Annotated in this window: 25 protein-coding genes; 9 read left to right on the top strand and 16 right to left on the bottom strand. The window is 57.5% G+C overall.

Annotated features, from left to right (window positions below; genetic code table 11):
* The first annotated feature begins 149 nt into the window (after window positions 1-149).
* Window positions 150-926 (top strand): hypothetical protein, encoded by a 777-nt coding sequence (locus HY308_01530; protein MBI3896960.1) that lies wholly within the window; start codon window positions 150-152, stop codon window positions 924-926.
* Between the two features lie 20 nt (window positions 927-946).
* On the opposite strand, the gene HY308_01525 is transcribed toward HY308_01530, so the two are convergent.
* Window positions 947-1,399, bottom strand: coding sequence for a hypothetical protein (locus HY308_01525; protein MBI3896959.1), 453 nt, complete (start codon window positions 1,397-1,399; stop codon window positions 947-949).
* A 203-nt stretch (window positions 1,400-1,602) separates the two neighbouring features.
* On the opposite strand from HY308_01525, the gene HY308_01520 reads away from it, so the two are divergent.
* Entirely contained in the window at window positions 1,603-3,123 is a 1,521-nt protein-coding gene (locus HY308_01520; GenBank protein MBI3896958.1) for a hypothetical protein, read from the top strand.
* A 30-nt stretch (window positions 3,124-3,153) separates the two neighbouring features.
* Here the strand turns inward: HY308_01520 and HY308_01515 are convergent, their stop codons facing one another.
* From HY308_01515 to HY308_01505, 3 genes are all read right to left on the bottom strand, one after another.
* The gene (locus HY308_01515; protein MBI3896957.1) at window positions 3,154-4,647 is read right to left on the bottom strand and encodes a DUF1501 domain-containing protein; all 1,494 of its coding nucleotides are present in this window, start codon (window positions 4,645-4,647) and stop codon (window positions 3,154-3,156) included.
* A 21-nt stretch (window positions 4,648-4,668) separates the two neighbouring features.
* Window positions 4,669-6,399: a DUF1800 family protein gene (locus HY308_01510; GenBank protein MBI3896956.1), complete on the bottom strand. Its 1,731-nt coding sequence runs from the start codon at window positions 6,397-6,399 to the stop codon at window positions 4,669-4,671.
* 178 nt (window positions 6,400-6,577) lie between these two features.
* Window positions 6,578-6,778, bottom strand: a complete 201-nt coding sequence (locus HY308_01505; GenBank protein ID MBI3896955.1) for a hypothetical protein — start codon at window positions 6,776-6,778, stop codon at window positions 6,578-6,580.
* A 44-nt stretch (window positions 6,779-6,822) separates the two neighbouring features.
* On the opposite strand from HY308_01505, the gene HY308_01500 reads away from it, so the two are divergent.
* A complete protein-coding gene (locus HY308_01500; GenBank protein MBI3896954.1) occupies window positions 6,823-7,212 on the top strand; it encodes a helix-turn-helix transcriptional regulator in 390 nt (129 codons plus the stop codon).
* A gap of 133 nt (window positions 7,213-7,345) precedes the next feature.
* Here HY308_01500 and HY308_01495 read toward each other — a convergent pair whose 3' ends face one another.
* Complete coding sequence (locus HY308_01495; protein ID MBI3896953.1) at window positions 7,346-7,492, bottom strand: hypothetical protein; 147 nt, start codon at window positions 7,490-7,492, stop codon at window positions 7,346-7,348.
* A gap of 111 nt (window positions 7,493-7,603) precedes the next feature.
* On the bottom strand, window positions 7,604-7,903 hold the full coding sequence (locus HY308_01490; protein ID MBI3896952.1) for a DNA alkylation repair protein: 300 nt from the start codon (window positions 7,901-7,903) through the stop codon (window positions 7,604-7,606).
* A 506-nt stretch (window positions 7,904-8,409) separates the two neighbouring features.
* Here HY308_01490 and HY308_01485 point away from each other — a divergent pair.
* Both HY308_01485 and HY308_01480 read left to right on the top strand, forming a co-directional pair.
* Window positions 8,410-8,889: a hypothetical protein gene (locus tag HY308_01485; protein ID MBI3896951.1), complete on the top strand. Its 480-nt coding sequence runs from the start codon at window positions 8,410-8,412 to the stop codon at window positions 8,887-8,889.
* 14 nt (window positions 8,890-8,903) lie between these two features.
* Window positions 8,904-9,179 (top strand): hypothetical protein, encoded by a 276-nt coding sequence (locus HY308_01480; protein MBI3896950.1) that lies wholly within the window; start codon window positions 8,904-8,906, stop codon window positions 9,177-9,179.
* A 55-nt stretch (window positions 9,180-9,234) separates the two neighbouring features.
* Here HY308_01480 and HY308_01475 read toward each other — a convergent pair whose 3' ends face one another.
* From HY308_01475 to HY308_01465, 3 genes are read right to left on the bottom strand one after another with little or no spacing between them, the layout of a single operon-like run.
* On the bottom strand, window positions 9,235-9,909 hold the full coding sequence (locus HY308_01475; GenBank protein MBI3896949.1) for a cupin domain-containing protein: 675 nt from the start codon (window positions 9,907-9,909) through the stop codon (window positions 9,235-9,237).
* A complete protein-coding gene (locus tag HY308_01470; GenBank protein MBI3896948.1) occupies window positions 9,909-10,619 on the bottom strand; it encodes an SDR family NAD(P)-dependent oxidoreductase in 711 nt (236 codons plus the stop codon). Before HY308_01470 ends, HY308_01475 begins: the two co-directional genes overlap by 1 nt.
* 9 nt (window positions 10,620-10,628) lie before the next feature.
* Window positions 10,629-11,024: an MAPEG family protein gene (locus HY308_01465; protein MBI3896947.1), complete on the bottom strand. Its 396-nt coding sequence runs from the start codon at window positions 11,022-11,024 to the stop codon at window positions 10,629-10,631.
* A gap of 109 nt (window positions 11,025-11,133) precedes the next feature.
* Between HY308_01465 and HY308_01460 the strand changes: the two genes are divergently transcribed.
* Entirely contained in the window at window positions 11,134-12,060 is a 927-nt protein-coding gene (locus HY308_01460) for a LysR family transcriptional regulator (protein MBI3896946.1), read from the top strand.
* A 91-nt stretch (window positions 12,061-12,151) separates the two neighbouring features.
* Entirely contained in the window at window positions 12,152-13,381 is a 1,230-nt protein-coding gene (locus tag HY308_01455; GenBank protein MBI3896945.1) for a PilT/PilU family type 4a pilus ATPase, read from the top strand.
* Window positions 13,382-13,457: 76 nt separating this feature from the next.
* Here HY308_01455 and HY308_01450 read toward each other — a convergent pair whose 3' ends face one another.
* From HY308_01450 to HY308_01435, 4 genes are read right to left on the bottom strand one after another with little or no spacing between them, the layout of a single operon-like run.
* Entirely contained in the window at window positions 13,458-14,483 is a 1,026-nt protein-coding gene (locus HY308_01450) for a class I SAM-dependent methyltransferase (protein ID MBI3896944.1), read from the bottom strand.
* An 18-nt stretch (window positions 14,484-14,501) separates the two neighbouring features.
* On the bottom strand, window positions 14,502-15,521 hold the full coding sequence (locus HY308_01445) for an alpha/beta fold hydrolase (protein MBI3896943.1): 1,020 nt from the start codon (window positions 15,519-15,521) through the stop codon (window positions 14,502-14,504).
* Entirely contained in the window at window positions 15,511-17,958 is a 2,448-nt protein-coding gene (locus tag HY308_01440; GenBank protein MBI3896942.1) for an FAD-binding oxidoreductase, read from the bottom strand. The genes HY308_01445 and HY308_01440 overlap by 11 nt, the downstream gene beginning before the upstream one ends.
* Before the next feature lie 36 nt (window positions 17,959-17,994).
* Window positions 17,995-18,357 carry a hypothetical protein gene (locus HY308_01435; GenBank protein ID MBI3896941.1) on the bottom strand — a complete coding sequence of 121 codons (363 nt, stop codon included), beginning with the start codon at window positions 18,355-18,357 and terminating at the stop codon, window positions 17,995-17,997.
* Between the two features lie 524 nt (window positions 18,358-18,881).
* Here HY308_01435 and leuA point away from each other — a divergent pair.
* Complete coding sequence (gene leuA, locus HY308_01430; protein ID MBI3896940.1) at window positions 18,882-20,597, top strand: 2-isopropylmalate synthase; 1,716 nt, start codon at window positions 18,882-18,884, stop codon at window positions 20,595-20,597.
* A 468-nt stretch (window positions 20,598-21,065) separates the two neighbouring features.
* The gene (locus HY308_01425; GenBank protein MBI3896939.1) at window positions 21,066-21,968 is read left to right on the top strand and encodes an NAD-dependent epimerase/dehydratase family protein; all 903 of its coding nucleotides are present in this window, start codon (window positions 21,066-21,068) and stop codon (window positions 21,966-21,968) included.
* A gap of 121 nt (window positions 21,969-22,089) precedes the next feature.
* On the opposite strand, the gene HY308_01420 is transcribed toward HY308_01425, so the two are convergent.
* The 3 genes from HY308_01420 to HY308_01410 all read right to left on the bottom strand — a co-directional run.
* Window positions 22,090-22,314 carry a YbgC/FadM family acyl-CoA thioesterase gene (locus tag HY308_01420; protein MBI3896938.1) on the bottom strand — a complete coding sequence of 75 codons (225 nt, stop codon included), beginning with the start codon at window positions 22,312-22,314 and terminating at the stop codon, window positions 22,090-22,092.
* 248 nt (window positions 22,315-22,562) lie between these two features.
* Window positions 22,563-23,333 carry a class I SAM-dependent methyltransferase gene (locus tag HY308_01415; protein ID MBI3896937.1) on the bottom strand — a complete coding sequence of 257 codons (771 nt, stop codon included), beginning with the start codon at window positions 23,331-23,333 and terminating at the stop codon, window positions 22,563-22,565.
* A gap of 223 nt (window positions 23,334-23,556) precedes the next feature.
* Window positions 23,557-23,800: hypothetical protein (locus tag HY308_01410; GenBank protein ID MBI3896936.1), on the bottom strand; the 244-nt coding region annotated here is incomplete at its 5' end.

Here is a 23,800-nt window from a genome sequence, read left to right as displayed (position 1 = left end):
CGCGCCATCATTACGGCGACTCTCTCTGTTCAAAAATCGCTATTGCCGGCGGCGTCCACCGCCCGCCGCCCTAAAAATTCATTATCCTTATCCTTAGAAAAAGTGCAGATAGTCAATACAGATTTTTAAACAACGGGGGAGAGTAAAACATGAGAGCTGTTTTCGTGCTTTTAGCGATGTTCGGTTTGGCGAACTATGTCAGCGCCGCTTCACTCGAAGAAGACGGCACGCGGTATATCCAAATTTTTAATGGCGACAAGGCGCAGCATTCGGAGGTCGCCAACACATTTGCTTATATGGGTCTGTCCGACACACGTTTGTTCGACATTATCGAACAGCGGTTGTTGGCCGACTATGGAGAGGGTGCCGCTGCCGATAGAGACGATTACAACAGGCTGGCGCGCTATATCCGTGCGCTCGGCTTCTCTGGCCAAGCGAAGTACGAGAAGACGATCGGTAAATTTGTGGGCGTAACTGCCTATGAGCGGCATGCGCAGAGCGCGTTGGCTGATATTCCGGTCTACAACAAGTGGAACCCGATCATTGCCGATCGGCGCTCGTTCGATCCTAAGCTTAGCGACGACGCGAATCGCGTTATGAATATGTTGCGCGCCGATGACCTGCTTTTGAAACGCCTCGGTGCTAAGCGGGTTTATCACGGCCACATCAATGACGAAGTTGTGTCAGATTTATTGGCAGCACAGCTAAAAGCTAACTATGCCCGGACCGATCTAAAAGAGCCGGAGTTTAGTGGAACGATGGCGCATATGATTAAGGCGTTGGGTGCTTCAAAAAATCCAAAGTACCGCGCCCTCATTGAGGAAGTTGCGGCAAGTTCCAAGAATGGCGCAATTCAGCGGCACGCCGCTACAGCATTGGGCAAAGGCCGGCTCGGTGATAGTGCGGATAGTTCGGGCGAGAAATGATGATGACGGCGTGCGTCGGATTAGCCGGCGCACGCCATGACCGGGTGATAGTTGACGTCCCACCCCGTTGCCGTTAAGTCGGCGCGAAATATCTTGAACTCGTTCCCGGTCATTTGCGCTGAGCGTGCCGGCCCGGTCACCGTCCATACCGTCCCACCCGAGCGATAAAACTGATCAAAGTCGTAACGAGTGTAAGCAAAATAAAGGCTACGCCCGCTCGCCGATACCATGACCGAATCGGTCCAGCCGCCGTTGATATTTACCGGCGCTGGTACCTCGCGCAAATCCTCCCAGCCTTCCGCCAGCGTTACGCCGCTGACCACCGCCCCGGTCGGCGCATCCCCTGGGTCGATGGGAGTGGGATTCTCTGGACTGGGCGTTTCTGCTCCGTCACCGTTGCCACCGCCACCTCCCGCTAGCAATAGCGCTGCTATCAACTGTGCCGCAGCAAAACGATGACGAGAAATTTTCATTATTGTTATTCCGATCGATGTTTGCGCTGAGTGCAGATCGCTTCTTTCAGCACGGTACAGTCTGCCAAACTTTACCGTGCTGTCTGGTAAACCGGTATCGACGGCTGCTGCGCTCGCTGCGATAGTCGGTTGCGCTATGACGATTGTCGGCTCGCGATTTTCGTTGTGATCGATTTGCGCGTGCTGGCGTAGTATCGGCGCAAATGAATAACAATAAGCCGGCCTTCTTGCATTTGATCCGTTGGGCGCAGCTTGGGGTGATGCTTGGCATTGCCATGTTGTTACCTGCGTGCGGCGGCGGTGGTTCGGGTGACGACTCCAATAACTCGCCACCGCCGCCAGCCGATGCCTTCGCTGTGACCGTCGTCGATTCCGGTACGTACACCGGCACCGACGGCAATCATTGGAATTACCAACTGCTGCGCGTGCCCAACGCTGCCGGCGGTTTCACGTATCTGCAATGGTTCCCGCCGCCAGCCGGTAAACCCGCTGGCGTCATTGTGTCGGCGATGCCCTATGAAGTCATCGATTGGACCGGCGAGGCGGTGGACGCACGTTGGGCGGCGAAGCCGGACGATCTGTGTCCGCCGAACGGTGCTGGGCTTTGTTACGACTTGTACGGTCCCAACTTTGTCGCCGGTGGCGCGCCGCGTCTTGGAAGCACATTGGCGCCGCCGAGCAAGCTCGGTAACGACGCGTCGATTTATTTGTCGCAAGGTTTCGCGGTGCTCGGTATTTTCGGGCGTTACTATGCCGGTGGTGACGTTTGGAACGACATCCAAGATGCGGTTGCCGGTATGCGTTTTCTCGAGACGCGTTCCGACATCGACAAGACCCGCATCGGTGTGTTCGGCTTTTCCTGGGGCGGTTTCGAAGCGTTGTACGGCGCTGCTTATAGTCCAAGCGCGGTGACGCCGAAGGCCGGTGTTGTCTTAGGCGCGCCGACCGATTTCGCCAAGATGCTGGATCATATCCGTGGGTTGTCGGCCAAGCCGGAGCTGGCAGCGGCACCGACCGTGCTCGCCGACTATCAAGGGTTCTTCGACGCCTACGTGCGCCGCATCCGTGCCGCTAGCGGCGGATGGCCGGGCGAGGTTGGCGCCGATTTTTCTCGGTTCGATACGGCGGCCGTGGCGCAGCGCTTGCGCTCGCGCGTGTTGCTGGTTAGTGACGAATGGGACACGTTGGTTCCGTACGCGATGGTGCGCGATCTCGGCACGGCGGCGCCGACGCAGACCGAGGGTCTTTGGTACAAACACTTCGGTGCGGTCAATTACGCGGATCCGGCTAACAAGCTCAGCCACGGGCCGATGAGTCGGCAGATCGGCTTTCCGTCTTTTTATACATTTACTCTCGGTTATTTACTGACGCAGCTCGGCGACAACGGTCAACCGTTGACTGTGGTTTACGACGCGCGCGATATGGACTGCTTTTTGGTCAACGTACGCGGCTTGCAACGCCGCGCCGCGAGTCAAGAAGATGTCGATGCCCGTTGGTTGGTCTCGCGTTTACTCGATCTCGCCGATTCGCGCGTCAAGATGGTCGACGTCACCAGCGTTGCCGGTACGCTGCAATCGCGCGCCGGTAATGATTTCGTTGCCGATGCGATCACTCGTCTATGGAGCACACCGCTGACCGCGCAAACCGTGGAAAATTATTTGCGCACACGCGGAACGATGCCACCGCCGGGTACCGGCGCTATCAGCGGTTGTGAGATTCCGTAGTGTTGCCGCGTCGGCGCTATGTTTTCGATGCTAGATAAAACTCTGTGCCGCTGCCGGTAACGGAAAGCGGCCGATGTTGGGCAACACTTCCACCAGTTCCGAGTTGGACACACCGAACCAACGCGCCAACACCGCTGCATATTGATCGACTGCGGTTGTCGGCAACAGCCGGCCTTGGCCGACGTCTTCCGGCCCGCCCAGCTTCACGATCGGGAACGGCGATAACAGGCCGCCACCATCGGTGATACCGTTCCAATTGCCATACACATTCCCGCCTTTAACGGCACCGCCGACGACGAAGTGATGTCCGCCCCAGCCATGATCCGAGCCGCGACCGTTGGTTTGCAGCGTGCGGCCGAAATCCGAGGCGGTGAAGGTGGTGACGTTATTGTCGACGCCGAGCAACTTCGTCACTTCGTAGAAAATCGCCGCGGCGCTGGCGACGCGCTGCTGTAGCGAGGCGTGGCTTTCGTCGAGCTTGTCGTGCAGGTCGAAGCCGCCGAGCGAAACATAAAAAATCTGCCGCGAATGTCCGAGCATGGTGCGCGCCGCGATCATCTTCGCCACCATCTCCAGCTGTTGCGCCAATGGATTAACGGCGCCGGCTGTGGGACGGGATTGCGGATCGAATTGGGTCTTGATTAAGTTGGCGACGCTACCGGCGGTCGCGGCGTTGCCGAGACTGTCGAGCGCCGCTTGCACTTGCGCATAGGCATCGCGCGCGCGGTTGGTGACGGCGACGTACTCTTGCTCGAACAAATGGCTGCGCGGTTGTTTCAGAATTTCATCGAGCGCTTTGCCGTGCGCAGTCGTGATCGGCTCGCGCAAGTTGACGTAGGAATTGGCGCCGCCCGGTGACAGCGGATATTGAATCGTCGTTGCTCCCGTCTGTAGACGGTTGGTTCCGGCGAGCGATATCGACAGAGCTACTTTACTATTAGCGTTGGCACCGCTGGCGGCCATGCGATCGGCGATGCGGCCGGCCCAGCCGGTGGATACGTCATACGTCGGCACGCCGATTTGCCAGAAGTTCACTTGGTCGGAATGCGAGAACAACTGCGGCGGCAAGCGTTTGCCCGGCGTATTATTTTTGTAGTCGACCAATGTGAGCGGATCGGCCAAGACGCCGACGTTGGCCATGATCGCTGCCTTACCTTGTTCATACAGTGCGCGTAGCGGTGCCATTGCCTTCGGCATCGCCAGCTGCCGACCGCTGATCGATGCGGCGTTGATCGGATCGAGCTCGGCGAGCGTCAGCGCCAGCGTGTCGTTACCGCGAGCGGCGACGTAGTCGTTGAAGTCGGCGGTGCTGTACGGCACCACGGTGTTGCCATTGTCGTTGCCGCCGGCCAAGAACACGCATACCAACGCCTTGTAGTCGGAGGTGTCGGCGGCGAGCGCCAGCCGTTGCAGGTCGAATAGAAACGGTGCCGCACCGGCCGCCGTCCAAGCGATGGATTGGCGCAAGAATCGGCGTCGCGCCGGTGAGACCGCTTGCTCAAGTTGGGTCAGTCGTTTGTGCATGATCGTTATCTCGGCGACGGTTTATTTTTGGACGGCGAAGTCGGGCGACATGCTGATCACCCAGGCGGTATGGCGCACGCGGTCGAGCTTGTCCTTATCGGTGGTCGATGGCATCGTCTTCAGCATGTTGATGAGAGTGGTGCGCGTACTCGCCGATAAGGTATTCGCAGTCAGCAACAGATTCAGCCGATCCACCAGCCGCTCGGGATTGGAACTGGCGTCGACAACGAAGGCGGTATAGTCCGGCACCAGCGTATCGGCGCGGCCGTCGGCCACGCGGTGTGTCAAATTGTCGAACGCACGCGCGGTGCTGGTGACTGTTACCTCGGTGGTGATTTGAAATTCCGGCGCCGCCAATCCGGCGTTGAGTATGTTTCCGGTCGGCGCGTAGTCGGGGCGAAAGGAGTTGAACACCGACGGCGCGAAGTACGGCATCTGGCCGATGCCTTGGAACGAGTCCATGAGGTTACCGGTACGGAAATAACCGGACGGCGCGCGCACCGTGAACGCGCGTAGCAGCTGCCCGTACTTCACGACCGGTTCGCGCAGCTTGCCGAACTTGGGGTCGTTGATCTTGCGAAGATCGAGTGCTTCCGGATCGAGCAATACCGCGCGAATTACTGCCTTCATATCGCCGCGCACGTTGTTACCGTTGTTGTTGAAGGCGCTGGCGACGCGTTGCACGTAGGCCGGCGACGGATTGCTCGTCACCAACCGCTGAATCAGTTGCTTGCCGAAGAATGGCCCGGCATTCGGGTGATTGAACAGCGCATCGAGCGCAATATCGAGATCGGCCTGGGCCGTGCCGCCGGCGGGAATGATACGGCCGGCGATGATGTGCTTCTCCGCCGTCGAATGGAACCGGTCGAACGCTTGCATCGGCACACGCCAAAAACTCTTGGTCGTGTCGGCGCTGTTGAGTGCGCCGCGAAAGCAGTCATTGTTGCTGTTGGCGCATTGGCCCCAGCTGAAGCCAGTCATCACCTTGGCCATGCCGAGAATGTCGTCTTGGCCGTAGGTCGGGATCGGATTGCCGCTGCTGTCGCGCTTCTGCGTGCCGTCGGCGTTGAGTTCCCACAGGCCGATGCTGAATAACTGCATCACCTCGCGCGCGTAGTTTTCGTCCGGCAGTTGCACTACCGTTTGGCCGTTGACGGTCCGCGTCGTTTCTTTTTGGTTGGCGAGGTGCGACAGATATATGCCCATCGTCGGATGTAGCGTCACATCTTCGAGTAGTTGCCGATAATTGCCGAAGGCATCGCCCGCCAGCATGTCGTGGAACGATGACAGCGCGTATGGGTTATCGGCGAGCGCGCTGTTCTGAAACGACACGACGAAAAAATCCAACAACGCGAACGCCACGCGTTGACGTAACGCGTCCGGCGCGGTCGCCGCCTGTGCCCAGAACGATTCCAGCGATTGGCCGCTGGTAACATCGAGCGACTGTGCGAGATAGGCCGGGCGCTCTTTATCGAGATAAGCGACGTGCGAGCTGAGCGGCTGCGAGAATTGATTCGCTAACCAGGCGTTGTAGCTGGAATGGGTGAGGGCGCCGATTTCGGTTTCGTTCGGCCCGTAGGTCGCGTGCTGCAGAAAGCGCGCGGCTTCTTGCTCGGTCGGTGGCGGCAACTTGCTAGTTTCGTCGCCCGAGCTCGAATCGTCGGTGGTCGAGTCGCTGACGTCGTCGTTACTGCCGCATCCGCCCAGAAGAAAAACAAGAACGGCTCCCACTAGAACATTTCTGTTCTTCATTGTTGTTGCCTCCGCTTCCTGCCCGGTCAGTTTTTGTTGTGACACGTCCGAACAAGCCGAGGCATTGCATCACCTCTCGTTGCTACTTAAGCGGCCAGTAGTCCGAAAAATTTCAACCTTTGTCCGACACTGAGCGGTGACATTTGTCGCGCCGCATTACGAGCGGCGGGGCGAACTCTCATGCCATCACCGGCCGATTTGATTTGCGGAATCCGAAGATCAGCACTTCAGCGATGAGTCCGCTCATGATGGCGTTCATGATGACCAAGATTTGTCCGAGCAGCGTCGGTTGCACCCAGTCCGAGACCAACAGGGCGATGCTATCTAACGCCCATAGCCCGTTAAAAATAACGAGCGCCCACACACACACGCGGGACATGTGAGTACGCTTGCCGGCCCAAGCGGCGAGAGCGGCACCGATACATGTATAGCCAACCTCAATTGAACGTCGGTGAGCTGCTGCGCCAATGGCGCCAGCGTCGTCGTCGCAGCCAGCTCGATCTCGCCGGTGACGCGGAGATTTCGGCGCGGCACTTGAGCTTCGTCGAAACCGGCCGGTCGTCGCCGAGCCGTGAAGCCTTGCTGCGTCTGGTCGAGCGATTGGATGTGCCATTGCGCGAGCGCAACACAATGCTCGTCGCCGCCGGCTATGCGCCGTTGTTTCCCGAGCGACCGCTGGCCGATCCGTCGATGGCGGCGGTGCGCCGCGCGCTCGAGCGGATACTCGCCGGACACGAGCCCTATCCGGTGCTGGTGTACGATAACGGTATTTGGTACGCCGGTAGATTTAACGCTGTCCGAACTCGCGCTTGAGACTTTCTTCCCCGCCGACACGGCGACGTTACAAGCGTTGCAGTCGCTCAAGGCAGCATGCGGTACATGAAAAAACAAAGGCCGCTTGCGCGGCCTTTGTCATGTTGTTACGCCAGATCGGCGCGCGTAATCGTCACTTCTTCATAATAAGGAACACACCGGTGACGATGGCGATCACACCCATAATTATTTGATCGAACGGGATTACGACCCCGGTAATCGATTTGATTCCCTGCAGGATCAGGTAGATGGCCAGCAACAACATTCCAAGATTTTGCATAGTGTGCACCCCCATATAAGGAAAAGTAAAAAACTGCTGCTACGCTTTATAATCGTAGCCGGACCTCTGGAAAGCGACAGGACGGTCGCCTCGCGTTCGCTTGCTGAAGGCTCAACCTCGCGACGATGTCTGCCGTTTTTTTGCCGCTGATTTTTTTCTTCTCCCACGAGTCCTATCGACCGCAGTTTCCGACGGGTTCTTGCGTCGGTGCAGATATTTTTTCTGTGCCGCCGGCGGCAATCGTTCGATGGCATAACGCAGCATGGTTCGCGGCATGGAGCCGGCGTGTCGATCCAGAAACCGCCGTAACACGCTTTCATCGATGCGCTTACCGACTTCGCGCAGCATCCAGCCGACCGCTTTATGAATGAGGTCGTGCGGGTCTTGCAGTAATTGCTCCGCTGCCCACAATGTTTTCTCGGCGTATCCGGTCTTCTAGAAACTATCTCAAAATACGGAGTGCCACCGTTTGTAGCCCGGATTACGCGGGTGCTGCGCAGGATGTGCGAATGTGCGCGAACGCAGGATGTGCCGGAGCGACCTCCATCCGGGCTACAGGTTTTGAGATGGATTGCAGGGATGTCACGTATCGCTCGGCACTGTCCGCCGACGTTTGTTACGTCCACAGACAATTTGTTACACCCACGGCGTGTTTCTCGCCTTAGGTTGTATCTCGTCGTCATTACAATCCAACCAGGAGACCGTCGAATGAAAACTCGTATTCGATTGATCGCCGTTGTCCTCGTCGGCATTGTCGGTATCGCCGCCTGTAGCTCCGGCTCGCACTATCCCTGATGCCGGTGCAACAACAGCAGGTACGCGACTGGGTGAACGAGTGGTTGGCGCATTCCGGGCATCACGGTGGCTAAGCGCCAACGCTTGTCACGGGGTTATTACCGTGCTATCAACGCGTTCGCATGATCACCTGTAGCCCAAAAAATTTCTCGATGCAGCGCGTGTTGCTGGCGCGGTACGGTCTGCAACTGGAACGGCTCGATGATACGGCAGTGATCCCCGGCAGTTATTGGGGGGCGCCGGAGGCCGGTTTGGTTGGCACGACGGTTTATGTACGCGCCGACACGCCGGTACACTCGGTATTGCACGAGGCGGCACACGCCATCTGTATGGACGGCGAACGGCGCGCGCGGCTGCATACCGATGCCGGCGGCGACTATGACGAAGAGAACGCTGTGTGTTATCTCGAGATCGTGCTGGCGCACGAGCTCGGGCTGTCGGCCCACGAAATTTGTGCCGACATGGATGCCTGGGGCTACACCTTTCGGCTGGGCTCGGCTTACGCCTGGTTTACCGAAGATGCCGAAGACGCGCGTCAATGGCTGTTAAACTATGGGTTGTTAACCCCTGAATGCACGCCGACCTGGCAGGCGCGTGCTTAGAGAGGAGATCTGGTATGCCTAACAACTCTATAAATTCTATGGTTCGCGCCGGTGTAGCCGCGTTGTTGATGTTGACGATGATATCGACCCGGGCCGACGAGGCCGAGGTCACCGACGACGCCCGTGCGGCCGGCCATGCGGTTGGCTCAGCGATACACGAGGTTGGCCACGGCGCGCGCGAAGTGACGCGCACCATCGGTCATGCGGCGCGCGATACGGTCAAGACCGGTGTGCACGCCGTCAAAGAAGGTGGTAAAGAATTGAAGCGAGCGGTAAAGGGCGAAGAGTGAGATCGCCGTAATAGGTTTGCTCGACCAAGGCCGCGTAAGCGGCCTTTGTTTTTTATTATTCCGCTCGGCGCAAATACAGGAGTGCGCCGTTGGGACTGCGAAGTTGATACGGCGGTGGCGCCGGCGGGAGACGTAGCCACGACATTGCTAAATAGCGCCCCTCGGTTCCCTCTACCTCGCCTTCAAGTACGAGAATCTCGACCGTGCCGGACGTTACCGAAACTGCGAGCTGGGTTTCTGCACTCCATCGTTGTAGTGACATCGTGTCGGTAAAACCGTCGTGCCGATAAAGCCGTTTCTCCAAAACGCCGAGGGTCTCCGTGGTTGACCAGTCTTGTGCGTTCGTATCGAGCGTAAGTTGCGTACGATCTTTTCCCTGATATTGACGCAAGCGCACAAACAGCAGGCACCCCTTTTTCGAAAACGGCGTATGGGCGGTGCCTTCGGGATTCAGCAAATAGCTGCCGGCCGGATAGTCGCCGTGCTCGTCGGAAAAAATGCCATCGAGCACCAGAATTTCTTCGCCGCCGGGATGCACATGTCGTGTGAAGTGGCTATCGGCGTCGTAGCGAACGACACTGGTGGCCGGACCGAACTCGCCGCCGTCGCGGTACAGCGTCTTGCGCCATACCGTCGGGCTCGGGCTCGCTTGCCAAGCGAGCCCGGAAATATCGACCGCCACCGGAACGCTGAGATCGGTGTGGGTCGGTACGCTCACAAAGGTCGTCACTAAAACTTCTCCACGTCCGGTCGCAGATCGATTTCGTGGGTCCAGGCCGAACGCGGTTGGTCGATCAACTGTAAATAGGTCGCGGCAATTGCTGCCGGCTCGAGGCATTTGTCGCGCGGCACGTGAAATTTTTCGGCGGCCTGGCCCCATATCAAGCCGTCGAGAATGACGTGCGCCACGTGGATACCCTGCGGGCCGTACTCGCGCGCCATCGATTGCACCATGCCACGCAGCGCGAATTTGGCGGAGGCGAATGCCGCAAAGTTGGCGCCACCGCGGAGCGATGCGGTGGCGCCGGTAAAGAGCAGCGTACCGCGCCGTTGCCGCAGCATCGGCGGGATGACGTGGCGCACGCCGTTGAGCGCACCGAGACAGGTGATGCGCCACACCGATTCGAGCTCGGCTGGGGTCGTTTCCAGCAGCGGCTTCATCAAAAACTGCGATGCGTTATGGATGTAAACCGATGCGGCGCCGAGCTCGCGGTTAATGCGCTGCATTACAGCATCGACCGATACCGGGTCGGCGATGTCACCGGCGTACATCGTGAATCGACCACCAGCGTCGCCGATTTCGGCCGCCAACTGCTCACCGAATTGAACCGTGCGCGCAAGCCCAGCGACTGCATATCCGCGGCCGGCCAACGCGCGACACAACGCCGCGCCTAAACCGGGCCCTACGCCGACGACCCATGCGAGTGGTTGCTTTTCCATATCGGCAGCTTACCCAAGCACGACCAGCGCCACCATGAGTTGCGCCGCGAAGCCAACGAGGAATGCCAGCGTCCGCAGACCGGGGATAGCGGCGGTATACGCGACGAAGTGCACGAGCCGCGCGCCGACGTAGAGTGCCGCCGCATTAGCGACCCACGTATGTTCCGCCAACCCCAGCGCCTGGGCGACCAATACTAGCGTTGCGAACACGACCAAGTTTTCGACGGCGTTGGCATGCGCCTGTTTAGCGCGCAAGGCCCAGGCGGATTGCCGAGGCGCGCTTTCGGCCGGCGTATTTTTCATCGTTGCCCAAATGCCGACCGTGACAAAACGGTCGAGGACATAGGGTACCCAAAATATTGCCGTCAGCGTTGCGCTTAACGCCAGCCAATGTAATGCATTCATGTGAATAAGCCCCCAGATGGTTGAAGTCGAAGCACATCCTAGTGCCGTTATACTTAACCGATAAGACGGTATAATCAAATATATTCATTTGAATTAACTATCAATCGATATGAACTTGATCCAACTGGGTTATGCCAGTCTGGTTGCCAAACACGGCTCCTTTAGTGCCGCCGCCCGCGCGGCTGACGCCGCTCAGCCGACCGTTTCCAACGCCATATCCGATCTCGAGGCCGAGCTCGGCGGCAAGTTGTTTCGCCGAACCACGCGCCGGGTCGAGCTGACCGCGTTCGGGCGCGAGTTGCTGCAGCATATCAACGACGTGCTCAACGCCGCCGAAATTCTACAACGGCACGCGCATACGCTGTTGCGGCCGGAGCGCAAGCTGCTGCGCGTCGCGTTCTCGCCATTGATCGATAGTCGCCGGGTAATCGCGCTGTTCGAGCCGTTCCGGCAGAGCCGAACCGACGTCGAGATCGTCTACAAGGAATGCAGCGTCAGCGACATGGAGTCGCGCCTGGATCAGGAACAGATCGACATCATCTGCGGCGTGCATTTACGCGCCGATACCGGTCGCGGGCGCTGCGTGCTTTATCGCGATCCGCTGCGTTTTTTGGCGCGCGGTGGGACGGCGCAACATCGCGGCCAGCGCCACATTACGCTGCGCGACATCGCCCGCGAGACGTTGGTGCTCACCGCCGGTTCCTGCGGTTTGGCGCCGGCGACGCTCGATCTGTTTCGTGCGAGCCGTTTAAAAGTGCAGGCCTATCCCGGACAGGCGCTCAGCTATCAAGTGTTGCAGGAGTGGTCCGATCTCGGCATCGGCGCGGCGATCCTGCCGGAATCGCGGATTGCCGGCGACGCCGGTGCGTATCCGCTGGTGCTGGCGGGCGAGACACCAGTGGCGCTCGCTTATGAAGCGGTGTGGAGCAAGAGCGCATTACATTTTCCGCATATCAAAGACGTTACCCGTTACCTGAAAACGGCGGCGGCGGCGCTCACGCGCGGCGGCGCTTGGCGTTCGCCGGCGAAAAATTGACGCCAGCACCAGCGCTTCGCCGACGTTAATCCGACGGCGGCACACGCGTTGCACATTCCTTGGACCCCCAAAATCAAAGGATTGCGGCAAGATGACTCCCGAGCAGGCGACGACCTACATGAACGGTCTGTTGAAAATGATGCTGGTAAAAAAGGCGTCCGATCTTTTTATCTCTGCCGATTTTCCGCCGTCGATGAAAATCGACGGCAAGATGACGCCGGTCGCCGGTCAACGGTTGGGACCCGTGCAAACGCGAGCGATTGCCTATTCCGCCATGAACGATAAGCAACGCGGTGAGTTTGAGGTGGAGAAAGAGTGCAACTTCGCCATCAGTCCCGAAGGCATCGGTCGGTTTCGGGTCAACGTGTATTGGCAGCAAGGGTGTGTCGCCATGGTAATGCGGACTATTACCTCGACCATTCCGAAGTTCGATGATTTGGGACTACCGAAGATCTTGAAGGATGTATCGCTGACTAAGCGCGGCTTAGTCATTCTGGTCGGCGGCACCGGCTCCGGTAAGTCGACCTCGCTCGCCGCCATGATCGATTACCGCAACGAGAACAGCCACGGTCATATCATCACCATCGAAGATCCGGTCGAGTACGTACACAAAAATAAAAATTGCTTGATCAGTCACCGCGAAGTCGGTGTCGACACCAACAACTGGTTCGCGGCGTTGAAAAACACCTTGCGCCAAGCGCCCGATGTCATTTTGATCGGCGAGATCCGCGATCGCGACACGATGGAATACGCCATCGCCTTCGCCGAGACCGGTCATTTGTGCATGGCGACGTTGCATGCCAACAGCGCCAACCAAGCGCTCGACCGCGTCATTAACTTCTTTCCCGAGGAGCGTCGGCCGCAGCTGCTGATGGATCTGTCGCTCAACTTGAAGGCGGTCGTGTCGCAACGCCTGATCCCGTGCGGCGACGGCAAGGGCCGTCGCGCCGCTATCGAAATCCTCCTGAACTCGCCGATGATCTCCGACCTCATCTTCAAGGGCGAGGTGCACGCCATGAAGGAGACTATGGCCAAGTCGAAGGAAATGGGCATGCAGACCTTCGATCAGGCGTTGTTCGATCTATACGAGAACGGTGATATCAACTACGAAGACGCGTTGCGCAACGCCGATTCGCTGAACGAGATCAAACTCAACATCAAGCTCAACAGCAAACGCGGCCGTGTCGACGACAACCGCGCCAAGGTCGAGCTGTCGATTCAGGAAGACAAAGAAGAGGAAGAGACACCAGTCGCCGAAGCGGTCGTGCGGCCGGCGCCGGCGTTAGCTTCGGTGTCGGGGGCGAAGATGGCGGCGAAGTGAGGCGATGACCTGTCGCTTAATGCAAAAAATACGGTCGTCCCAGTCTGCGTGGGGGCGACGTCGAGCTTTTTGGAGCCTAGATCTTCATAAACAGCATCAAGGCGTTTTGCGTCGGGTCGCCCGATTGCATGAGCGCCCGCGAGTCGTGCTTGAAGCCATGTTGCTGCAGATAGCGAACCAGCTGCTCCATGGAGGTAAAGTTGCGGATTTCCTGCTGGTTGACTGCCCAATCGGTGCCAAGACCCATGTTGAATACATCGTGTGCCAACGCCACCATGCGATTCATTTGGCCCGAATTTACGTCGTGATCGCGCACGATCAGTCGGGCGCCGGGGCGTAGCACCCGGTGCAGCGACTGCACGAACGAATCGCGCCGCGCCGGCGGCGAATGATGAAAGCCGATGAAGTTCGTCACCAAATCCAAACTATTGTCGGCGATATCGGCCGCGTCGACCGGCGCGTAGTCGTTCAACGACACGAACCGGCCGATCTTGCCGAGGCCGCCGCGCTCGACGATATCGGTCGGCGAATACGACGGCGCCTGGGTGTGCACCAGCACTATATCGCCGTCGAGCTCGATGTCGGACTTGAGCCGGCTGATGTAACGGCCGGTGGTGCCAATCTCCATGTAGCCGTCGATCTTGCGCTGCGCGCCGATCAACGCTAGTGCTTGCCGCGCCATCTCCGCTTTTTGCCGCGCCAGCGCCGGCAGTGCTAATCGCACTTCCGACAGAATCGGCTTGATCTCGCTGAGCCGCTGCTGCGCCTGCAGATAGATCTCCTTGTCGGAGCTGCGTTCCAGCGTGATGTCGTCGATCAGTTTGTGAAATTTATCTTCCGGATAGATGTGATAAACGTTTTGCAGGAACAGCAAAAACGCCGCCTTGAGCTTCGGGTCGCCGTAGATGGCGCGGAAGTTGGACGACGCCGACAGTGCATAAGAATTTTGTCGGTCATCGACGTTCGCCGCGCCTGGTTGCGCCGGCGTTGCCGGTGCCGATCGCGGCGCACCGTCCATGGTCCATCCGCGGTCCATCGGTATCGTCGCGGCGAACAGCACTGCGAGCTTGAGCAGGGTTCTACGGTCGAGATGGAAACTCATTACGTACCTCTGCGAGGGTTAGGGATCTACGTTGAGTTTGGTGACGAACTCTACCAGCAGTGCGTTGAACCTGCGGGTGTCTTCGATCTGCGGGATGTGGCCGACATCATTCATGATCGTCAGCTGCGCTCCTGGAATGAGGCCGGCGAGATGTCGGCCCTGCGCCGGCGGTGTGATGCTATCGAGATTACCCCAGACGATCAGTGTCGGCACGCCGAGCGCCCGGTAGCGCGCCGCATCGTCGCTGGCGGCGGCCGGTTGCGGCAGCATCAACGTCGGCAGCCAGGCGCCGACCGCTGCGGTGGTGCCCTGCACGCGGAGCGGACGTTGATAAACGCCGACCTGATACCGCGTCGCGTGCTCGATATCGGCGATAAAGAAGCCGAGCAGTCGTCGGGTGAAAAGCGGGTTGGTGAGGAAGGTTGCTACTACCGCCTCGCGCAACGACGGCAGCGTCAGAAATCCGCGCATTATTGCCGACGGTTTCTGTACGCCGGTGTCGAGCCCGAGGGCGACGTCCACCAACACGAGAGCGTTGATGCGAGCGGACGCGGCGAATGCCGCTTCCATGGTTGGGCCGCCGCCGAACGAATGCCCAACTAAAATCGCGCGGGAAATTTGCAAGGCGTCCAGCACGCCGACGATACGCCGCGCCTGCGCCGGCTTGTCGTACGAACTATCGTTTGGCCGCCCGGAAAATCCGAATGGCGGTAAATCCAGCGCAATCGCCCGAAAGCCGGCGGCGGCGAGTGTTGCCATCGATTCACGCCAGGTCTCGCTCCAGGCACCGGTGCCGTGAACGAACAACACTGCCGGACCGGTAGTCGGGCCCATCTCCTGAATGAAGAGGTCGACGTCGCCCGTGTGCACAAATCGACCACTCGTGGGCGCTGCTTGTGCTGCGGTTCTCGTTTCGCGGAGATCGGCTTGCCAGCTGAACGTTATTAGTATCAATGCCGTGGCTAGCACGATCAGGATAATTGCGCCAAGCGACGAGCGCAGCACGAGGCCGACGATTCTACGCGGTTCAGTAGTCATACAAGTGCTCAACGACGATGCCGCTGTTGTCGAGTTGCCGCAGAATATCGTGCAGCGATTCCACCGGCGCTTCGATGGCGACGCGTTTCTGTTGGTGATCGCTAGTGAGGATCGGTCGCTCGAACAGCACTTTGCCGGTCGGCAAACGATAGGTCCAAGTTGTCGGCACCACCGCGGTCAGCAGGATCTCGTCGTTGCCGGCGATCTCGCGGAATTGCACGCCTTGTTTCACCAGTCGCAGTGTCTGGTCGCGGAACGCTTCATAGCGTGGCAACGCCAGCAACATCGAGCCGTCGTCGTAGCGGCGCAACACATTGACCGCTGGATCTTGTTTGGCGATCGTCGGCGATACGTGCGTGGCCAGCGCCAGCATCTCGTTATCGGCATCGCCGTAAGCCGTTTTCGTGCCGAGCTTGATCAACATTGCGTACTGCGCCTTGGCGGCGTACTCGATGCTCAAGATAATTTTGCGCTCCCATTTGCGCATCAGATTCGGCCCAAACAAATCAATCTCGGCCCACAATTTTCGCAAACGGGTCGCGAACGAAAATTCGTACCACGGGTCGACGCGGATGAAGTCGACGTACTCCTGCGCCACTTGCGCGGCGTAGCGGTCCTCGGGCGTCATCGTGTCGCTCGCGGTCCACTCGCTCAGACGGCCGATGGTGTTTTCATAAGCGCCCTTGATCGCGTTCTCGATCGTGTAGCTCGAGCCGATGACAAACACCATGATGTGATAGCCCCAGTTAAAGCCGTATTTGTTTCTGGTCACGCGGTACGCGTCGCGGTAGTAACCCCAGAACTGGCCAATTGAGCCGAAATACGGAAATTCGGTCGGCGGTTTGTGTTTGAGCGATTCGGCGTACTCGGCCGGGCTGTAAACCAGGAACCACTCGGGTAGCGTCAGATACGTCTGCGCTTCGTCGCGCTGGTAGCCGGTGAAGTGCTGCAACTCGTCGTGAATGCGCGCCTGGATATCGACCGTTGGATCGACAGCGGCAATCGACGCGACCTTCGGCAGTCCTGGCGTGTAATACGCATCCCACAGCTTGTTGCGGAATTTGTAGTTGGGATCGAGTTTGCGCTTGAGCGCAAAAAATTTGTCGGCGTTGGGGTAGGCGGCGCGGAACTGCTGCGGTGTCGCGTGTATTTGGTAAGGCAAATAATAAGCGCCGCCGAGCGCCGTGACCGTGTCGATGAGCTCGCGCGTCCAGACGCCGACCGCTTTGCGCTCGGGCTCGGACATGCCTTGTTTGTAGTAGAGGACGAATGCGAATACTTCGCCGCGAGCCCACGCCAACAGCGTTCCCGGATCTTGTTTGGCGTAGCGTATCGAAACGTTAATGACGTTGACCTTGTGGCGGTTCAGTGTCTGCGCCATTCGCGGCACGAACTGCTCGATCTTGTCGACCGGCACGAAGTACTCCTGCAAGACGTAGGTCGAGGCGGCGCGCGACCTTGGTTCGAGCTCGGCGACGTTGTAGCTCGCTTCGTAGTTGCGCCACTCGACACGATCGTCGGAGTAAATCAGCGGGTCGATGATGTGTTGGCGGATGTCCTTGCCGAACGGCCATTCCGATATCACGGAAAACGCCAAGCGGTCGCGCCAATAACTGAGGTCTGCCGGCATCAATCGATTGGGAATCGTCACCGGCTTATCGGTCTTGAGGTACGACGTCACTCGCACCGTTTGGTAATCGTCGGGGTAGATATCGGCGTTGTGAAAGATGTAGTTCGGGTTATCGCGCACCTTGCAGAAGAAATGTTCGCGGTAGTCGCCGAGCGGCATAACGACGCTTTGTCGCTCCACCTTGATGTTATCGGTCAACGCCAGCGTCGCCTCGGCGACGACGCCGAGCGCGCCGTAGCCGCCGATGGCGCCATAAAAAATGTGGCGATTCTTGGTCGAACTCGCGTCAACGATCGTACCGTCCGCCAGCACGACCCGGATCGACTTGACCGATAACACCAGCGGACCTTGGCCGATGTAACGGCCGTGCACGTTAACGCTGAGTGAGCCGCCGACGGTGAAGTTGGCGTAGGTCTGCATGATCTGCAGCGAAAGGTCGTATGGATCGATGTACTCTTGGATTTTGCGCCAAGTGATGCCGGCTTGAACCGTGATTTCTTTTTTCTCTTTCGAAAAGCGAACGACTTTGTCGAACTGGCGCATGTCGATTTGTAGCGCGCGCTCCGTCGCCGTCTGCCCGCCCATGCTATAGCGGCCGCCGCCGATCGAGATCGGCCCCGCATGAGTACGCACGGCATCGATGAGCTGTTCGAGGGTCGTCGGTGCAATGATGTTTTCGACAGCGATCGGATTGAGTTGAGTGACGTCGTTGACGATCGTATCGGCGGCAACGGTGCCGATTTGAATGGCGAGAAACAACGCGAAGCCGGCGTTGCGCGGCAGCGAGAGTGAGCGATGGAGTTTCATGGCGACCCTCAGGCGGCGATAAAAGTGTCGGAGATTTTAGGTGAGCGTGCCACCGCTCCATGCGCCGACGCGATACATGACCATCGTGGCGATGAAGACAACCAGCGCCAGCGCCAGTGTTTTGAAACCACCGCGACAACCGCGTGATCGGAAAAAATAATAAGGAAGGGCGAATATCGCCAGGCCGATGACGGCAATATTGAGAAACCATGAGGGACGATATTGACGCGCGCTCGCGTCCAGCCGAAACCAAATGAATATGAGCAGTGTCGATAGCAGTGTCTGTGTCATGAACAATGCGGCGCTATCGTGCGTAGCGCGTATCGGCCCGTATTCCAGTGCACCGATGACGAACGACAGCACGAGCAGCAGCGTTAGTGTGATTTTGTTTTTGGTCATAGAAGTCCGGTTGCTCAAGTTTTAGAACTGTTGCGCTAATAGCGGATGACTCCCCAAAAGAAGTGCTTTATTCAAATTAACGTGGGTCGGACTGCCGCCCTATGTTTGTAGTTTTAGCCAGGATGTTACTTAAAGATAACTGCACCTCCCGGAAAGGCAATGCGCCTTGCTTGACACCCGCAAGCCCCGTCCGGCATAGTCGGTCCCACATGTTCCGCCATCCAAAAACACACTTCGTTAGAGCCACAGCCCCCACGGGGCTGTGGTTGCTTCTGCCGCGCTTCGCGCGCGCTTAATTTCTCCCCCTCATCGTTTTTCTACCGCCGCCGCCCAAAGGCAGCGGCTTACGCGCGTTCGCGCTCACCGGAGGTCATCATGAAATATCTGCTGCATTCCTTGTCGTTGCTTCGACTGCCGCTCGGTTGCCAGGCCATGAACGCGTGGTCGCCTGGTAATCGTCGTTGCGCCCGACCCGTGGCCGCTTTGGATTTTTCCCGATCCCGAACGTTTTGGAGAGCAAACACGTGTTGAAGCAACCTGCCGATAAATACCGCCCGTTCCCGCCAGTCGGACTTGCCGACCGCACTTGGCCCAATCGAATCATCGACCGTGCGCCCATTTGGATGAGCACCGATCTGCGCGACGGTAATCAGGCGTTGTTCGAGCCGATGAATGCCGAGCGCAAGATGCGGCTGTTCAAGTTGTTAGTCGCGATCGGTTTCAAGCAGATCGAAGTTGCTTTCCCCTCGGCCTCGCAAACCGATTTCGATTTCGTGCGGCTATTGATCGACGGCGATCATATTCCCGACGACGTAACGATCGAAGTCTTGACGCAAGCGCGCCCGCATTTGATTCGGCGCACCATGGAATCGTTGCACGGCGCCAAGCGCGCGATCGTCCACGTCTACAATGCGACCGCGCCTAATTTTCGCCGCGTGGTGTTCGGCCTTGATCGCGCCGGCGTAATCGATATCGCCGTGCAGAGCGCGCAGTTGATCAAACAGCTCGCCGCTGACCAGCCGCAAACGCAGTGGACGTTTCAGTACAGTCCGGAAACGTTCACCGCGACCGAGCTCGATTTCGCCCGCGACATTTGTGACGCCGTTACCGACGTTTGGCAGCCGACACCGGCGGCCAAAGCGATCATCAATTTGCCGGCGACGGTTGAAGTGACGACGCCCAACGTTTACGCCGATCAGATCGAATGGATGCACCGCCATCTCGCGCGGCGCGATGCCATTGTTTTGAGCGTGCACCCGCACAACGACCGCGGCTGCGCCGTGGCCGCCGCCGAGCTGGCGCTCATGGCCGGCGCCGAGCGTGTCGAGGGTTGCTTGTTCGGCAACGGCGAGCGCACCGGCAACGTCGATGTGGTCACGCTCGCGCTTAATTTATACACACAGGGCGTCGATCCCGGTCTCGACTTCAGCAACATCAACGACGTCGCCCGCACCGTGGAGTACTGCAACCAGTTGCCGATCCACCCACGCCATCCTTACGTCGGCGATTTGGTATTCACCGCGTTCTCCGGATCGCATCAAGATGCGATCAAGAAGGGGCTAGCGGCGCAGTCGACGGAAGACAGTTGGGATGTGCCGTATCTTCCGCTCGACCCAGCAGATCTCGGTCGCACGTACGATTCCGTCATTCGCGTAAACAGCCAGTCAGGCAAAGGCGGCATCGCCTTCCTTCTGGAATCGGCCTACGGATTAGTGTTGCCGCGACGTTTGCAAGTCGAGCTTAGCGCCGTCGTCCAGCGTGCCGCCGACGCTACCGGCCGCGAATTGTTAGCGAAGGATCTCTGGCGCATATTCAGCGATGAGTATTTAGGCACGACCAGTCCCGTTAGTTACATTGAGCATCACTTATTCGAACAAGGCTCACGTCAGGGCATCGCGCTTACCGTCAACTTATTCGACAAAACGCTAACGTTGCGCGGCGCCGGCAACGGCCCAATCGACGCGACGCTCGATGCACTTCGTTCCGGTATGCGCTTACAAAGCTACGAGGAGCGTTCGACCGGCAGCGGCGCCGATGCGACAGCAGTCGCATTCGTCGAAATGGCGGCCGACGGAATCCCGGGTGCCACTTTCGGCGTCGGCATGCATCCCAACATCGTCACCGCATCGATATTCGCGATCATCAATAGCGTTAACCGTGTTTATGCGAAGCTGACTCCGGCGATGCAGGAACAGTGTTTTGTCAGCAATGGATCGTCGCTGGCCATCCGTTCTGTATAGTGGTTCCCGTAAGGGAGAGGATCGATTTAGGGTATCCCGATTAATTCGAAAATGTAGGGTGTGCCCTGCGCACCCTATCTGCCCAGAGTCCAATGGTACTTACTTAAGCAAGAGCCGAAGCCTATCGGCCGACACTCCCTCCCCCTCAGGGGGGTGAGGCGGAGCTTTCGCGAGTGTCCAGTGGACACTCGCGCCGCCGAACGGGCGTACGTGATTTTCGTGCGCACTGGGCGGGAACAGCCGGGGTGGGGGTGGGTTTTTTGCAGTAGCGACCACAACCCACCCCCATCCTGTCCTTCCCCCTGAAGGGGAAGGAACCTGCTAATAAGTTCGGGGCAGGTCAGTTTAGTAACGTAGTCGAGTTAAGTAAGTGCCATTCTGGCCAGAGTCATTAATTCGTTCAGACGTGCCATTGGAATCGGAATCGTTATTAAAAGCGGCTAATTCTATTTTTGCATAGGAGATTTTATGCGGGTGTTTGTCACAGGGAGCGCGGGTTGTCTTGCACAGTCACTCTTACCAAAATTGTGCGCACATCCGGCAGTGGAACAGGTATTCGGCGTCGACCGGAAGCTGACACGGTTCACGTATCCGAAATTTCACTCTTCCATTGGTGACGTCCGTAACCACTCTTTTTTGCAGAAATCCATGCAAGGTTATGACGCCGTTATCCATCTGGCATTTGCGATAGCGCAAATCAACATAACCGAAGCCGAGATGCACGATAACAACGTAAACGGGACCAGGGCGGTATTTGCCGTCGCCAAGCAACTCAATATCCGCAAGACAATAAATCTCTCGAGCGTATCGGTGTACGGCTCCGGCGAAAACATTACCGAGAATAAAGCGTTCACGCCTTCACCGAAGTTCGCGTATGCCCGTCACAAGGCGGAGATCGAACACCACGCCGCTGCAGAATATCCCGCGATCATTCATTTGCGGGCGCATTTCATTTTTGGACCGAACTCGCAGCGGTTTCTGCACACACTTTGTAACAACCGTGTATTCGTATCTCTACCGCCACCTGTGCCGACGCTGCAGGTGGTTCACGAAAGCGACGTGTCGAGCGCAATTCTCAAAGCGCTCGAGTTGCCAGTCTCCGGAGCGTTCAACATTGCTGCCGATGAAGTTGTGACGCTGCCGGCATTCGTCAAGAACGGACGCAAGCTAATGCTGCCGCTGCCGATCCGAGGAGTTCGGTACGCAACCGCCGTTGCAAAACGACTTGGCTCCCAAGAAGATTTTACGTGGGCGGATATCATCGACACGACACTAACGGTGTCGTGCGACCGGGCAAAGCAGCTTCTCCAGTGGAGGCCGGAATTTTCAGCATGGGATACACGAGCGGCGATGAATAGGGCAGCGAAATGATGTCGCCGAGATCAGCAAGATCTACCGAAACGCCATTCGTACAATGGGTAGCCAACATCTCCGCGATGAATATAAGAGATGGCAAGATTTTTCATTCACGCTATAGCCGCATCGGCCGAAGTTATGCGATCGCGCAGCTCATCAGGCAAAAATCGATTGACATTGATCGGACAGCGAAAACAATTCCATGCTTTGGACCGAGCTGTTCTTGTGGAAACCCGATTGAGCGCAGCCAATCCGCACGAGCCCGTTCCATGTAGTTCAAATAGTTTGAGTAATAAACAACACCACCGGCGTCCGTATCTTCGTAGTACACGCGAAATTCCGTTTCGAAAGTAGTTGTCATAAGATCTCCGATTAGTGGTTGTTAGATTAAAAAATGCATTTAGAACTGCGATTGCAAGGTCACAAAATTTTTAACGGGCAACATCTGAATGGCCCTTTACTTAAAGCAAAAACCGAAACGTATCAGCCGCGACTCTCTCCCCCTGAAGGGGGAGAGACCTGCTAATAAGTTCGGGGTAGGTCAGTTTAGTAACATAGTCGAGTTAAGTAAGTGCCATTCGGGCAACATCTTTTTAATTATTTTCCCCCTCATTGAAAGATTTGCCGATTTACCATCGAAGATGGCCTTGCAGAAACAATAAAGCGCCATTCACCAGTTGCACCGTAATACACCGCCCGCAGTACCTCGATGTCCTCGAGCGATGCACAAGCATGTTGGATAATCTCGCGATCTCCGATGCTCGACAAAATAAGTACGATTCGGCCATCCGCCGACAAGTGTGCTGGGGCTTTCTTTACAAACTCATGCAGCAAGCGCCCATTGGGGTCGCAAGCGATATGGTCGAAGTCAGATGTGCGTTCTTCCCACATCAGCAGCGGACAACTAAAAAGTATTAGATCGTAACGTTCGTCGGCATCAAGTCCGTCCAACAAATGCGTACAGGCGAATTGAACGTCTTCAAGACCATTTGCGTTGGCGTTTTCGCGAGCCAGCAAAATCGCCTTGGGATCACAATCGGTCCCCTTTGCAAGCAAACCTTTCGAGCGCGCATACAAGGCAATTGCGCCGGTTCCGGTGCCCACGTCCAAAAACGATTTTGCGGTTTGTAGTAATGGGTCCAAAGATAGCGTGACCAGATCCGTGGAACTGCCGGGTAGCGGATGGTACGTGCCGTACGCGCACCTAATGCGTAGCCCGCGAAAAATCAAAGTTTCGTCGCTTTCCTGCAGTACCAAGAAGTCTCGATAACTCTCTCGCACGGCCTTCATGTCGGGTGACCAGAAAAATTCATTGAGCCACCAACGATCTGTAGATTGTTTCGAACGAATGAGTGTTTGGGCGTCCAATTGATTCACCATGGAATTTTCTCCGTTATCGAGTAAAAAATTGATTTCATCCTTTTTCCCGCACGTGGTCGGTATATGCGTGTGTGTACCTACCACGGCGGTCGCGCACTTCTGACTTGTGCGTTCTGAGACCGGGTCGTTGCGACCGGAATTTTCGGTTTGAGATACACGGGCTGCGATGAGCAGGTCAGTGAGATGACGTCACCGTGATCCGTAAGATCTACCGAAACACCATTCACGCTATAGCCACGTCGGTCGAAGTTATGCGGGCGCGCAGCTCATCAGGCATTGCGCTCGGCGCCATCGCGCTTAGCGAAATGCAAGCCATCTTAGTTACTGCTTCCGCGATCACCGTATTATCACGAAGCACTTGTTGCTTTAGAGTAATACTTGCATTCCGGCACTTCTCAATTTCGACCGTAACGCGCAATAGATCCTGAAATAATGCCGGTGTAAGAAAATCGATTGACATTGATCGG

It is taken from the genome of Gammaproteobacteria bacterium, from assembly GCA_016199745.1.
Taxonomy (GTDB): Bacteria; Pseudomonadota; Gammaproteobacteria; order Acidiferrobacterales; family Sulfurifustaceae; genus JACQFZ01.
Note: the sequence above shows the minus strand (reverse complement) of the source record. Positions and strands in the feature narration are given on the sequence as shown.